General features: G+C 64.6%; 12 protein-coding genes and 1 pseudogene. 7 read left to right on the top strand and 6 right to left on the bottom strand.

Annotated elements, in window-relative coordinates:
- On the bottom strand, positions 1 to 808 hold an 808-nt coding region (locus tag QOC76_RS06845; protein ID WP_526355519.1), incomplete at its 3' end, for a carboxylate-amine ligase.
- Positions 809 to 1452: 644 nt separating this feature from the next.
- On the opposite strand from QOC76_RS06845, the gene QOC76_RS06840 reads away from it, so the two are divergent.
- Both QOC76_RS06840 and QOC76_RS06835 read left to right on the top strand, forming a co-directional pair.
- A complete protein-coding gene (locus tag QOC76_RS06840; protein WP_526355523.1) occupies positions 1453 to 2022 on the top strand; it encodes a DUF2637 domain-containing protein in 570 nt (189 codons plus the stop codon).
- Positions 2023 to 2293: 271 nt separating this feature from the next.
- A complete protein-coding gene (locus QOC76_RS06835; protein ID WP_526355517.1) occupies positions 2294 to 2503 on the top strand; it encodes a helix-turn-helix transcriptional regulator in 210 nt (69 codons plus the stop codon).
- A 40-nt stretch (positions 2504 to 2543) separates the two neighbouring features.
- On the opposite strand, the gene QOC76_RS06830 is transcribed toward QOC76_RS06835, so the two are convergent.
- Entirely contained in the window at positions 2544 to 2951 is a 408-nt protein-coding gene (locus QOC76_RS06830) for a hypothetical protein (protein ID WP_526355515.1), read from the bottom strand.
- A gap of 381 nt (positions 2952 to 3332) precedes the next feature.
- Positions 3333 to 4664, bottom strand: a complete 1332-nt coding sequence (locus QOC76_RS06825) for an alpha/beta hydrolase (RefSeq protein ID WP_526355513.1) — start codon at positions 4662 to 4664, stop codon at positions 3333 to 3335.
- A gap of 458 nt (positions 4665 to 5122) precedes the next feature.
- Between QOC76_RS06825 and QOC76_RS06820 the strand changes: the two genes are divergently transcribed.
- A complete protein-coding gene (locus QOC76_RS06820) occupies positions 5123 to 6025 on the top strand; it encodes a hypothetical protein (RefSeq protein ID WP_526355511.1) in 903 nt (300 codons plus the stop codon).
- Positions 6026 to 6353: 328 nt separating this feature from the next.
- Here QOC76_RS06820 and QOC76_RS06815 read toward each other — a convergent pair whose 3' ends face one another.
- Both QOC76_RS06815 and QOC76_RS06810 read right to left on the bottom strand, forming a co-directional pair.
- A complete protein-coding gene (locus QOC76_RS06815) occupies positions 6354 to 6512 on the bottom strand; it encodes a hypothetical protein (protein WP_526355509.1) in 159 nt (52 codons plus the stop codon).
- Between the two features lie 228 nt (positions 6513 to 6740).
- A pseudogene (locus QOC76_RS06810) lies at positions 6741 to 6856 on the bottom strand (phosphate transport system regulatory protein PhoU); the annotation flags it as partial.
- 156 nt (positions 6857 to 7012) lie between these two features.
- Between QOC76_RS06810 and QOC76_RS06805 the strand changes: the two are divergent.
- Together QOC76_RS06805 and QOC76_RS06800 are read left to right on the top strand one after the other, a co-directional pair.
- Entirely contained in the window at positions 7013 to 8368 is a 1356-nt protein-coding gene (locus tag QOC76_RS06805; protein ID WP_526355507.1) for a magnesium transporter MgtE N-terminal domain-containing protein, read from the top strand.
- Positions 8358 to 10055, top strand: coding sequence for an NRAMP family divalent metal transporter (locus QOC76_RS06800; protein ID WP_526355505.1), 1698 nt, complete (start codon positions 8358 to 8360; stop codon positions 10053 to 10055). Before QOC76_RS06805 ends, QOC76_RS06800 begins: the two co-directional genes overlap by 11 nt.
- Positions 10056 to 10792: 737 nt before the next feature.
- On the opposite strand, the gene QOC76_RS06795 is transcribed toward QOC76_RS06800, so the two are convergent.
- A complete protein-coding gene (locus QOC76_RS06795; RefSeq protein WP_526355503.1) occupies positions 10793 to 11521 on the bottom strand; it encodes an LmeA family phospholipid-binding protein in 729 nt (242 codons plus the stop codon).
- 447 nt (positions 11522 to 11968) lie between these two features.
- Between QOC76_RS06795 and QOC76_RS06790 the strand changes: the two genes are divergently transcribed.
- Together QOC76_RS06790 and QOC76_RS06785 are read left to right on the top strand one after the other, a co-directional pair.
- Positions 11969 to 12175 carry a helix-turn-helix transcriptional regulator gene (locus QOC76_RS06790; RefSeq protein ID WP_526355521.1) on the top strand — a complete coding sequence of 69 codons (207 nt, stop codon included), beginning with the start codon at positions 11969 to 11971 and terminating at the stop codon, positions 12173 to 12175.
- 66 nt (positions 12176 to 12241) lie between these two features.
- Positions 12242 to 13321: a site-specific integrase gene (locus QOC76_RS06785; RefSeq protein WP_526355501.1), complete on the top strand. Its 1080-nt coding sequence runs from the start codon at positions 12242 to 12244 to the stop codon at positions 13319 to 13321.
- Positions 13322 to 13427: the final 106 nt, after the last annotated feature.

The following is a 13427-nucleotide window of genomic DNA, read 5'->3' as shown; positions in this document are numbered from 1 at the left end:
CCGTCATCACCAGCGCACGTACCACCGTCGCGAGCAGAACGGTCTCGTCGACGGTCGCGGGGACGTCACTGACTCTCACCTCGACGGTCGGCAGATGAGCCGACGGCCGAACATCCCAATTGATCATTCCCTCATCGAGGATGACACCGCACTCGACCATCTCTTCCACGACCGCGTCGTAGTGCTCGACCGAGGCGAACCACGGCGGCGGCCCCGAACAGGGCCACCGCGAGAGCATTATCGACCGCCAGCTCGCAAACCCGGTATCGACGCCGCCGTGGATGGGGGAATTGGCGGTCAGGGCCAGCAGGGCCGGTAGCCACGGACGCAAGTAGTTGCCGACCTGCACCGCGGTTTCCCGGTCGGGCACGCCCACGTGGACATGGCCGGCGCAGACTCCCCGCGTCCCTGCAAGATATCCGAACCTGCTCGCTATCGTGCGGAACCGACGAATGTCTGTGATCGGCAACACGGCCGAACCGAGCACCGGCACGCCCACCGCCAGCAACCGAGCGCCGCACTGCGCGGCAGCATCGGCGGCCGCCGACCGCATCTCGGCCAGCCCCGTACGTAGTTCGTGAGTGTGCCAGCACACCAGCGATGTGGTTTCGACCTGGCACTGGGTGAACTCCAATTGAAGCCGGACACCAAGCTTTTCGGCCGCCTCGACAACCGCCAGGTTGCAGGTAAGGGGGTGGCCAGTCGACGGATCGACGAGCAGAAACTCCTCCTCGACCCCCATCGACGGGTGGACACACCGGTCAGGCTCGACTGTGCCGGCCTCGTCGGGTCGCTCGGGCTCTGACATGTTAAATCTTCTCCCAACTGTCGCGACGGCAAGCCGGTCAGGCATGGCGCGTGCTCAGTGATCGCACTGATCGCGTATTGACCGATTCCGCATCCCGCAACACCCGGAACCTTTCGAGAATACTCCCCGCCCCGCAGATCTGCTCCCACAGAAAACACGGTGAGCACCGATCCCTGGGCCGCGTCGAGAACACCGTCCACGACACAAACGCCCTGGTCACAGGCCTGATTACCGCGAGGGCTCGAGATAACGGCAGAACGCTACCGGCCCCGGGAGTTCGGCATATACGAGTCGGACGGCTCTCCTGACGAAAAGGAGGGCCGTCCGAAGCAGCAACCACCTGGTTACCAAGCGTGCGTGATGCGCGGTGAAATGTGGCCTCGGCGTCAGGAGACATTTCCCTGCCCTGACGCAAGCCCACCGCGCTGTGCCCAGTTGGTGGGCCTTGCTTCGCGTGGGTGCCTAGTGCTCATGCTGGGCGCCACAGCCGAGAGGAGGAAACTTCTCTTCCGGTCCGACCTTGGTCTGCTGTGGATCCGTGCCTTAGGTCTACCCCGCCTATCCAGGTAAAGCAACAGCAAAATGAGTTGGGCCGAGCGTTCAACGGGCATCTCGCCGACCACCACCAATTCCTGTACGCGCACATGTTCGGCCGGATCGACAGCATCGACGCCGCACATGGCATGCATCTCGATGTCGATCCCGCCGCGAGCACCGTTGTGGCCGCCGTGCACGGCATCGCACTGGCCGTTCGCGCTGGAGCCTCCGGCACGGTCTACCGCTGGGCCGTGGGCGCAGTGGCAGTAATTGGCGCTGGCGCGTTCTCAGTCAGCTTCCTCGCGCTGCGAGAACTCGCGATTGCCGTCGGATACAGCACTGCAACGGCATGGATCTTTCCCGCGATCATTGACACAGCGGTTGCAGTGAGCACCTTGATGCTGGTTGCGCTCGGAGACAAACCAGCACGCCGCACCCGCGCACCGCAACCGTGCCCGCCACTACACAAACTCCGACGATGCAACAGTCGGCGCGACGTCGGTCGCCGAGTGCAACAGGCGAGATCAGGATGGTTGCACCGACCGATATGCGGACATGCGCAATGCAACAAATGCCGGTACAGGATTCTGCTGCGGTACAACCCGACCGGGCACCGACAGTGCCGTCAACGCAAATTACCGCGACGCAGGCCGACGCAGACCGTGCATCGGAGCTGATTGCATCGGGCATCACCACTCAGCCCGTCGAGACGGTGATCGCAGTGCTCTCGTCACACCGAAGGCGCATCGATCAACGCTGCGGCCAAGGCGTCTGGGATTAATTACAGGACGGCGCAGCGGATCGTGGAGGGTGCCGGAGAGCGTCGGCAGCGGCAGCGTGTTGCCGTCGGCTGACGGGTCGGACACTGACTGGCCAAGTCGGACCTACGTGTCCAACCGTGCCCGTATCGTGGCTACGGCCCCCTTGCGATTCCTATCATCGGCGGTCGTGAACAACCGACTCCCGGCGCTGGCCACACCTGCAGAGGTGGCTGAGTATCTCCGCACCACGACCGCCGCCCTCGCACAGGATCGCTACAAGGGCACTGGGCCGAGGTTCATCAAACGGGGCAGCCGGGTGCTCTACCGCTGGTCTGATGTGTTGGAGTGGCTGGATCGCAACACTTCTCAGCGCACTGACGAGCGCCGAGCCCGGTGAGCGAGCGATGCGGTGTTCCCAGACGGAGAGCCAGGCGGTATCAGTCATCGGTCCCCGCGTGGTTCACACCCGCCCGAATGTCGTTCACACGCCCCGCCCAGGCATTGCGGGCCGCGTCAGCCAGGGTGACGCGCACGTCCCAGTTGCTCGTCTGGTCCTCGATAACACCTAGCAGTTCGGGCACAACGTAGTTCGCGATTACCTCCAAGGCTGCGAACGCGACGAGGAACACATGGGCGGGGTCCTTGACCATGCGGCGGTACTTGATCAGAGTTTCTGCCACTTGCTCCTCGTCGTCGCAGCAGCCCAGTAGATCGAATGCCAGGCGCGTGCCGAACAGATCGTTGCCGTCGATACTCGGGAGCGCCATCATCCCAGTCAGCTCGCCGTCGGGTCCGTGTGTCGGCAGGGCGGACAGCAACTCGTCCCAGGGTTCGGCGGAGAGCACCCTTACGCTCCGTCTCCGCCTGCATTCTCGCTTGAGCGAGTCGCGCAGGCCGTTCGTCCTGGGACTGCCGTCTGTGTTGCAGGTAGTGACAAGCATGCTCGGCGGCACGTGCCGAAGAGATCCGTGCTCAGGTCCTCATCAGTCATGGTGCGGTTTCTTCCGATTGGTGGTTGGTTGAGCCTGGGAGCTGGGACCGCCAGGGGCACAGGGCTGTCCGGCCTCCGTATTGGTACTGGGGTACTGACGTTGTTGCAGTCATCGCTCGGTGGTAGGACTGGCACAAGGATGCCCCAGCGTCGAGTTGGCATCCCGGCAGGTCGGCGGGTCGCCGAGGAGTGCCCTAGTTGCCTAGGGACGCTTCCGCGAGCGCGGGGACGGTTCCTATGACCGGCGGGGGGATGGTTGCGGGTGGGGGAGCGCGATTCGGGGGACGCCGGGGGTGCCTAGTTGGCCGGCGAGCCATGGTAGTGCGGCGGTGAACGCCTTGGCCGCGAAGGGCCAGTCGTGTGAGCCTGGCTGCGCCTCTACCGCGCAGGTGATGCCGTTGGCGGCGGCTATCGCACACAGCGAGCCCGCGACGATGTCCTGCCCCTCGGGATTACCGACTGCGTCACGGGTAACCCCGTCGACACCGGGCGTACCAGGAATCGAAAACCAACCTGAGACAGCGGTGTAGGGGCCGTGCCTGGTCATGACCGTCGTCGGGTCGAAAGCCGCCCACAGGTCGGGGTTGCCGCCGAACAGGCGGGCAACGGTCTGCTCGCGGTTACCGGAATTGGGGCTGAGATCACCGGCGATGTCTTCAAATACGCTGAAAAGTTCGGGGTGCATGACTGCCAGGTCCACTGCGCAAGTCCCTCCCGAGGAAAAGCCTGCGACGCCCCAGTTGGCACGCTCAGGGCTGACCCCGAATTTTGAGATCATGAAGGGGACGACGTCTTTGGTCAGATGATCGGCTGCGTTGCCGCGCGGACCGTTGACGCATTCGGTGTCGATGCCGAACTCACCGCCGGAGTCGACGAACACCAGCACCGGCGCATTGCCGTCGTGCAGCGCAGCGAAGTCGTCCGTTGCGCCGGCCGCGTTGCCGGCGCGCACCCAGTCCGCTGGTGTATTGAGCTCCGCACCGATCATCATCAGCACGGGCAGCCGTGGTGGCGGATTACTGGCGAACCATACCGGCGGCAGGTACACGAGTTCGCCGCGGTGTTTGAATTTCGAGGATGCAGCACTGATGGTCACCGGCACCACGGCGCCGTTGGCGGGGCGCACCCCCTTGAGTTGCATCGCGGTCAGGGTGGCCGGGTCGGTCTGATCGGGCAGCGGGCCTGAGGTCAGCTGGCTCCACACGGTGTGCACCGTGGGGAAGTAACCGATCCAGCCGTTGAGCACCAGCGCGGCGCTCAGCAAACACAGCGGGACCGCGAGCATCGACGCCCCGCGACGCCACCACGAAGCGCTGAGCCACCCCCACCCTGCGACGCCGGTCGCCAAACCGCTCAACGCCACCCACAACCACAACGTCGGCGGTGCGGAGTCACCGGCCATGCCCGCCGATCCGAGGAACCAATGCACCGCCAACGCCAACGCCACCCCCGCCGCCGCCGCAACCGGCACGAATCGCACCCGCCATCGATACGAGCGCCAACCGATCGCGCACCCCAGCACCACCGCGGCGATCACCTGCACCGTTACCGGAGCCCAGCCATGCATCAAAGACACATCGGCAACGTCATGGCGAAATGTTTGAGCCTGATCCACTACCAGGGTCGCTGGGTGGCCCGTCGGTGCCCAAGGTCTCACACCTCCATCATCGCCACCGAGCCCTGAATCGTTGCTGAGAGCCCCGCCACACCCGGATTTGACCGCGCCTGTTCAGTGGCGCAAACGCTGTTAGGTCAGTTCGTTCGATCTCAACCGTGACCGCGGATTACGCACCGCTACCCTCGATGACGTCGATCCTCATTCTCGCGCTAACTCAGCGCCTGCGCGCCGTAGATCGTCGATTGTCGATTGTCGATTGTCGCCCTGCCTGATCCGCCGGTGGTGATGGTGAGAACTGGCTGTGCACCGACCGATTTGGTGTCCGCGCTTAGGATTTCGAAGGACGATACGGTGAGGCGCGACCATGGTGGCCGCCAGCATCGCCACATGGCGGACGGGACACAAAGATGCTGATCGGTCTGATGGCGGCCGCCCTAGCGTGCGTCGGCTACGGAACCGCGTCGGTTCTGCAGGCCTACGGCGCGCGCAGTTCGAAAGTTGTGGCTGCCGGCCACGGACAGCGGACCGAAGTCACCGCGACCGGCGCCCCGACGGTTCGCTCCACAATCCACGCCGCCCTGGCACCGACGTTCATCGCGGGCATGGTGCTCGATATCGTGGGTCTCCTGGGAAGCATCGTCTCGGCCCGTCTGATTCCGTTGTTCCTCTCGCAGACGATCATCAGTGCGAACCTTGTCGTGACCGCGGTGTTAGGTGTCCTCATACTCAGCGTTCGCCTGCGCCGGCGTGACTGGATCGCCATCGCCACAGTTGTAGCTTCGTTACTGGTGTTGGGACTCACCGCCGGTCATCCCGGTGTTCGGCTGGCGGAACGCACATTGCACTGGGGTGTGCTGGCGGCGTCGGTGGTGATCTTTGGTGCCGGCATCGCTCTGACCCGCGTGCTTGGCGCTCGCGCTGCCGTGCCGGCCGGGCTGATTGCGGGGGTGTTATTCGGTGCTATGGCGGTGGCGGTGCGGGTGCTCGACGGTGTCGCCCCGCTCCGGGTAGGCATCCTGCTCACCGACCCGGCATCATGGACGATCGTCATCGCCGGACTGGGCGGCTTCTACCTATTTACTGTGGCGCTGCAACTGGGCTCGGTCAACGGCGCCGCCGCCGCTCTCGTGGTCGGAGAGACGGTGGTGCCCGGTGCAATCGGCGTGATGCTGCTTGGTGACACCGCTCAACCAGGGCTGCTGTGGCTGGCCGGCGTGGCGTTCGTGGGCGCGGTCGTGGGCGCAGTGGCCGTCGCGATGTTTGCAGCCGTCGAGCAGTCGCGCGGTGCGGCGAGGGTCGACACCGATTAGTCGACGGTCGATCGGCGGGGTAGCACACTATCCCGACCCGCTCCCGAGCCCGGTGCGGTCATTTCTGCGACCTTGGGGGTCGAACAAACGCCGAGCCTGTTAGGAAATGCCCGAGATCACATAGATCAGCGACGAGGATCACTGCGTCGTCGCGGATGTCGATGGTGTCCCCGGCGTCGGCCCTCAGCACGACGGCGGTCGTGTCCACAGGCTGTGCTCGCACGATTGGGGATGACACCAGTAGAGGTGTCGCCAGTGCCACGGCTGACATCAGGACCTGGAGGTCGCGGCAGCCACCACCTTGCCGGGGGGCTGTGGACCGAGCGAGTTATCGGCGCCCTTGGGACATTGCGACCGCCAGCGCGGCCATGGTCACCATCACGATGATGGCCAGCAGGATCACGGTGCCGACGGTGACTGCGGTGTGACTGTAGTGGGGCAGGTGTGCCGGCGCGACGGCCAGCCACGCTTCAGGCCGGCTACTCATCGCGAACCGTAACCCAATATGTGCGGCGTCGGCTTGGACATCATTCCTACCCATTCAGTGGTTGGCCCTAGTCTGGGTTCATTCCACAATCGCCCTCCCGCCAACCCGTTTCATCCCCGCTGACACCCATCCACGGTTTCCACCAACTGGAATCCGTGCGTACCTGTCAGCAGCCAATCGTCCGCTAGATCTGCGGCCATGCCCGCGCGCTTGGCGGCAACGATGGCGCTATGTTGAGGCGCGCGGACCATCATCGTCGGGGCGCTTGCCGGTGGCCTGGAAGATGACTCGGGCGACCTCGACGGCGTGGTCGGCGAAGCGTAGAACCTACCCAGCAGGGTCACATAACGGTTCTGTGCGCGCCCCGGCCGCGTCGCGGCTGTGGCATAGACGAACGTGAACACCTGCGACAGGGTGAAGAAGCGGTACATGCGGTACCACCGGGCTTGGCTCTAGCGGACACCACCAGCGACCGCGACGCCCATTGCTGAGGAGAACACATGAGCGAGTCAAGCACCGCGCCTGAGCACGCCAAGCCCGGGCGGCCGTTGATTCATTTATCAGAATTGCTGCGTGCCCCGGTGGTGGCCCGGTCCGGGGAGGCGGTGGGCCGGGTCGAGGATGTCATTGTCCGGTTACGCGGCGCGGACACTTACCCCTTGGTGACCGGGATTGTGGCCGGGGTCGGCGGCCGTCGGGTGTTCATCGGGAGCCGGTCCATTCACGAGTACGCACCGGGCCAGGTTGTACTGGCGAAGAACAAGATCGACCTGAGGGGCTTTGAACGCCGCGATGGCGAGGTGTTGTTGCGCGCCGATGTGCTCGGGCACCGATTGATCGACGTGGCCGCAGGAGAGTTGGTGCGCGCCTACGACATTGAACTCGAAGACACCGGCGAGGGCTGGGTGCTGGCGCGGCTGGACACCCGCCGTCCACCCCGGTTGTTCGGCCTACTCAAATCGTCGGGCGGGCAGGCAGCCCGTGACTGGAAGGCGTTCGAGCCGTTGATTGGACACGGCCGCTCGATGGCGGTGCGCCGGGTGTCTGGCCGGGTCGGTGCCCTCAAACCCGCCCAGATCGCCGATCTCCTCGAAGACGCCGACAAGGCCGAGGGCGGAGAGATCCTCGACCGGGTCCGCAGCAACCCCGAACTGGAAGCCGACGTCTTCGAAGAACTCGACCCGGACAAGGCAAGCCGACTGCTCGAGGACATGCCCGACACCGCGGTCGCCGCACTGCTGAGCCGGATGCGCGCCGACGACGCCGCCGATGCGATCGTCGACCTGCGCCAGTCGCGGCGCCGCCGGGTCCTGGAGTTGATGCCGGCGCCACAGCGCACCAAGGTGATCACCCTGATGGGGTTCAACCCCGACAGCGCGGGGGGCCTGATGAACGTCGACTACGTCTCCTGCGCCACCGGGGCGACCGCGAGCGAGGCGCTCGCGACCATCGCCGCCGCCCGCACGGTGCAGCCAGAGGCACTGCTGAAGATGCACATCCTCACCGAGGACGGGCGACTGGCCGGCGTGGTGTCGGTGATCACCCTGCTGCAGGCTGACCCCACCGAAACCGTTGCAGCGTTGATGGACTCGGACCCGGTGCGGGTCACCACCGACGCCGATTTGACCGACATCGCGTTGTTGATGGCCGACTACAACCTCTACACCATCCCGGTGGTGGACGACGACGACCGGGTGCTAGGCGTCGTCACCGTCGACGACGTGCTGGAGGCCACCATCCCCGAGGACTGGCGCCGCCGTGAACCCGCCCCCCGACCGGTGCGCGACACCACCGAAAATTCCGCGACCGGATACCCGTCGGCGACGTCCCCGGGCGGCGACTGCCATGACAGATAGCGACGACAACACCTTGCGCAGCGAGTCGCAGCCACAGTCCCACAGCCGCCCCGCCGATCCAGCGTCGCCGCGCACTGCGGTGCTCGATAGCGCGCATCTGGGCGACATCGAAGGCGCATTCGGCCGGATCAGCGTGGCCGACACCGATCGTCCACGTTCGGTGAAGACCCGGCTGGCGACGATGCTCGCGATCATCGGACCTGGGCTGATCGTGATGGTCGGCGACAACGACGCCGGCGGGGTGTCGACCTATGCGCAGGCCGGTCAGAACTACGGCTACAGCCTGTTGTGGGTGCTGCTGCTGTTGATCCCGGTGCTGATCGTCAACCAAGAGATGGTGGTGCGGTTGGGTGCGGTGACCGGGGTCGGGCACGCGCGGCTGATCAACGAACGCTTCGGCCGCGGCTGGGGCTGGTTCTCCGTGGGTGACCTGTTCTTACTGAACTTCTTGACCATCGTCACCGAATTCATCGGCATCACCCTGGCGACGGACTACATCGGTATCTCCAGATACATTGTCGTCCCGACCGCAGCGGTCGCGCTGATCGCGATAATGGCCACCGGTAGTTTCCGCCGCTGGGAACGCGCCATGTTTGTGTTCATCGCGATCACCTTGCTCCAGATCCCGATGCTGCTGCTCTCCCACCCCGACTGGGGACGCGCCGCGAAGGCATTCGTCGTTCCCGAAGTGGAGGGCGGGATCAGCTCGGGTGCGGTGTTGCTGATCATCGCCATCGTCGGGACCACTGTGGCCCCCTGGCAGTTGTTCTTCCAACAGTCCAACATCGTCGACAAGCACATCACTCCCCGCTTTATCGGCTACGAACGCGCCGACACCGTCCTGGGTGCCGTCGTCGTCGTGTTCGGCGCCGCGGCCATCGTGATGACCGGCGACTGGGCCGCCCGCGCCACCAACACTCGGGGGGGTTTCACCGATGCCGGCGCCATCGCCCACCTCCTGGGTGAACACAGCGCAATCCTCGGGTCGTTGTTCGCGATCGTGCTGCTCGACGCCTCGATCGTCGGCGCCGCCGCGGTCACCCTGGCAACCAGCTACGCGTTCGGGGACGTGTTCGGGCTCAAACACTCGCTGCACCGCAGCTTCGGCGACGCCAAGCAGTTCTACCTGTCCTACTCCGCGATGGTCGCGGCCGCCGCGGCGATCGTGCTCATCCCCGCCGCCCCGCTCGGGTTGATCACCACCGCCGTGCAGGCACTCGCCGGACTGTTACTACCCAGCGCGAGCGTGTTTCTGCTGCTGTTGTGTAACGACTCAGAAGTGTTGGGCCCGTGGGTGAACCGGCCCTGGCTCAACGCGCTCGCAGGCCTCATCGTCGGTGTGCTGCTGTTGTTGTCTGGGATCCTGATGGCTACCACCTTGTTCCCCCATCTCGACGTCGTCGCGGTCGCCGGCTACCTCGCCGTCGCCATGGTCGGACTCGCCACCGCCGCGACCGTCACGCTGCGATGGCTGTCCCATCGGCGACCGACACCGGCCGCCCCCGAACCCATCGCGCAGGCACGGGCAGCCGTCGACCGCACCACGTGGCGAATGCCACCATTAACTTTGTTGCAACCCGTGACATGGTCAACCGGCACCCAACTGGGCATGCTCGCCCTACGCGGCTACCTCATCATCGGCGCCGTGTTGCTCGTTGTGAAAGCCATCCAACTTGGCCGCGGATAGCCCCACCCACGGCTCAAATACGTTGCTCGCCTGCAGGTACGCGGCACACGGTCATCGGCGTCGCCACCATGCAACCGCCCGGCGAACACAATCGGGCAGAGCGCCAGCAGTACCGCGCTGCCGATGAGAATTCGGTGAGACCGATTCCGCGGGGTTGTGCACGAATTGTGACGAAACGGAGCGCAACTGCCGAGACAGCGTGATACGCGGCGCGACGGCCCGGACGGGGCGAATGGTCGCGACCTGAACGTTTGAGACCCGCCCGGCGACTGGAGACGGCGACCGGTTAGCTCACAGCCAAGAGGTCGCGCGTCGAATCCTGGAGCGGAGGCTCTCCACCTGCACGTCAGCTTTAATGCCAGCGAGGGCGATAATGACACCTCCACTGACGTGTCTCCGTAGTGTCCTAGCCAATCAGACAGAACCACCCGCGATCACAAGGGCGGGCCGGGATCCAATTGCAGTTGGAGGTGACCGGGGGCAGCTCCTTCGTGTCTTCCGTCGATCATCTGTTCCCGGGGGAAACCTGTTTCTCAGTCGTGGGATTGGCTCGAGTGGAAGACGACGGGACGCGGAGCTTCAGCTTCGAAAGTTGCTGAGATGGCCTTGTGCCCGCAGGCGGAAGCGGACATCGCGGGCGACATCGGTCCATCCAACGGCCGTGCAGTATCTAGGCGAGCAACTGCGGATCAAGTCGCGCTGTCGGAGCGTGGTGCTCGGCCGGAGGCTGGCATGGCCTAGAGACCTGCAAAGCAGGGCTTCCGGTTATCTGCGTTCTCCTGGTCACCATGTCTCGGCTGATTGTCCCGCGGTATCGACGTGTCTCGGGCCGAATAATGCGCTGTGAGACCGTCTTTGGTGATCTGGACGCTGTCGGCATTGATGCCGATCGGACCGTTCTCGGTCAGGCGGTTAGTAAGCTCGTCCAGCACCGACTGCACGATGTCGCTGGGCATCACCGAACTCAGTCCAGTGACATCGACCACCTGCAGCCTCACTCGCCCGCCAACAACCTGCGGTTTGGTGGTGACAGTACCCAGGTTGCCTTGCAGCTTCAGAGTGCCGTCGTCCGGGCTGGTCTGTACCTCTGTGACCAAACCACGCAACGGCGTGATCGCGGCCTGGATGCTCTGGTTCATGCCGTCGGTAGACCAGGTGATGACCATATCCATGGCGCCTACGGTGCCCACGGCTTCGGGTGCGCCGTTGGGGAGGCGGACATCGTCGAGCCATACGTCGGCCCTCATGCCTCGCGCGTCGCCGACTTGATTGCCCGCGGTGTGGATCGAGATGTTCCTGAAATGGCTGGTAGCGAGCTGCAGCAGAAGCGGAGTGGCGCCAAACGACACTCGCGCCTGATCGTGCACAGCGCATTGGACGGCGGCGGCCACCACGCGCTCGGCACGGTAACGGGCGTACAGCTCGCCGGCGAGCAAGCCTTCGGCCAGGACGCCGATCGCGATCACCGCGATCAGGATTATCGACTGGGGATGGCGTAGCCGGAGGGGGATTCGTTGGGAACGCGTCGACGTCGGTTCGCCCGGCAGCAGGCTGTAACCAGGCTGGCCTGCTGGCCATGGGCCACGCTCTGCCATTCCTTCATCATGGACCCGGCTAGCCGAGTCCATCACGTGCTACTGGTCAAGCCTCCTAAGACGTAGCCGTTTCGGCCGCATTGGCGTGCCGTGGCGGCTCGTTTGGCGGGCGAGTTATACGGCGGCGTCCGCCGGCTCACAGACCTTCATCTGTGACGCCTCAATTGTCGACCCACGGCACACGGTCCAGTTACACAATTTTTCGGGCCAAGCATGTGCGCGCGGGTAGGTCAAATAATGCGGAAACCGACGGGTCCACCGGTGCTTACAGTGGATATTGTCCGCTGGTGCGCGGCGGACCGAAGGGAAGTAACCGCCATGGAGGACAGGGCTGAAGATCGGTGGCTCACCCGCGCGGAGCTTGCCGAGCGGTACGGAGTGCCGGTCAAGACGCCGGCTGAGTGGGCGTCCAAAGGAACCGGTCCTCGATATGCGAAGTTCGGACGGCACGTGCGCTATCGATTGAGTGATGTGATCGACTGGGAACGAAACCAATTCCCGCGCGAGAAGCGAAGTACTGCTTGACTTTCCAGCTTCATTCATTCGGTACCGCAGTGCTTCTCCGGCATCTGTTTCTGCCTGCAGCCGACGATGGCAGGTAGAACCCCGCTGCGCATCGGGCAGCACGGCAAGATCAGCCGGACGTACGTGGGCGGTGGTGTGTGGGAAGCGAAGTGCCGCTACCGAGATACCGATGGTGTTACTCGGCGCGTGAAACGGCGCAGTCCTGCTGGAGAGCTAGACCGGTACGGCAAGTTAGCCGAGGACGTACTCGTCGAATCGCTGGCTGACCGGAGGCCGCCATCCGATGAGATCGGTCCCGACACGACCGTCATGACCTTGGTCCAGGCGCACCTTGACCGTCTCGCAGAGGATGGGCGTTCACCCGCCACGCGAGACACTTACAAGTTGGTGGCGGCCAAGCTGCAAGTCAAGCTCGGCGGGGTACGGATTGTCGAGGCGAACCCAGCTCGCATCGATGCAGTGTTAAGGACCATCACTAACGCTCACGGACCGGGGATTGCGCGCCAAGCCAAGACGATTCTGAGCGGTGCCCTCCAGCTCGCGGTGATGGCGAACGTGCTTGCCGGCAACCCGGTTCGCGATGTCGCGGTGATCAAATCGAAGCGCCCGCCGAAGGGCGCCCCGTCGCTGACCGTCGAACAGTTGCGCGAGCTCTTGATCGGTCTGCGGTCCTCCGACTATTGCCGCGAATATGATTTGGCCGACCCATTCACCATCCTGATTGCCACTGGTCTGCGGCGCGGGGAGCTGCTGGGGCTGCGGTGGAACGATTACGACGAGGCGGCTGGGACTCTGGCGGTCTGCGGCAAGGTCGTACGCGTTACCGGAAAGGGGCTGGTGCGCGAGGACGAGACCAAGACCACAGCGGGTCGCCGCACTATCGCGTTGCCGCGATTCGCCATCGAGATGCTCGCCGCGCGGCGCAGGCTGCCGTACTTGGGTGAGCACCCTTTAATCATGTTCCCATCTACGGCCGGCACGTGGCGCGACCCAAATAACTTCGGCCGGGACTGGCGGAGGGTCCGCGCAGACCTCGGCGTTCCCGAGGTCACCACAAACAGCTTCCGCAAGAGTGTCGCCACCCTGATCGACGACCGGGGCCTGTCGGCGCGCATCGGCGCTGACCAGCTGATAGGCCATGAGTAGTCACTGGGCGGATCCTCAGATGAGGTCCGGTTCGGAGGAGGCTGCTCATGTCGGTGTTGAAGGTTGCGCTTGATCCGTCGACGGTGATCGTCGCCGTGGACCCGGG

Origin of the sequence: Mycobacterium sp. (assembly GCF_032159565.1) — a bacterium.
Lineage (GTDB): Bacteria > Actinomycetota > Actinomycetes > Mycobacteriales > Mycobacteriaceae > Mycobacterium.
This window is presented reverse-complemented; position numbering and strand designations above follow the sequence as displayed.

Excerpts from the sequence above, each read along its gene's own strand:
- QOC76_RS06840 (WP_526355523.1), top strand. The coding sequence starts at position 1,453 with ATGTTCGGCCGGATCGACAGCATCGACGCCGCACATGGCATGCATCTC.
- QOC76_RS06800 (WP_526355505.1), top strand. The coding sequence starts at position 8,358 with ATGACAGATAGCGACGACAACACCTTGCGCAGCGAGTCGCAGCCACAG.
- QOC76_RS06805 (WP_526355507.1), top strand. The coding sequence starts at position 7,013 with ATGAGCGAGTCAAGCACCGCGCCTGAGCACGCCAAGCCCGGGCGGCCG.
- QOC76_RS06820 (WP_526355511.1), top strand. The coding sequence starts at position 5,123 with ATGCTGATCGGTCTGATGGCGGCCGCCCTAGCGTGCGTCGGCTACGGA.
- QOC76_RS06815 (WP_526355509.1), bottom strand. The coding sequence starts at position 6,512 with ATGAGTAGCCGGCCTGAAGCGTGGCTGGCCGTCGCGCCGGCACACCTG.
- QOC76_RS06785 (WP_526355501.1), top strand. The coding sequence starts at position 12,242 with ATGGCAGGTAGAACCCCGCTGCGCATCGGGCAGCACGGCAAGATCAGC.
- QOC76_RS06825 (WP_526355513.1), bottom strand. The coding sequence starts at position 4,664 with ATGCATGGCTGGGCTCCGGTAACGGTGCAGGTGATCGCCGCGGTGGTG.
- QOC76_RS06790 (WP_526355521.1), top strand. The coding sequence starts at position 11,969 with ATGGAGGACAGGGCTGAAGATCGGTGGCTCACCCGCGCGGAGCTTGCC.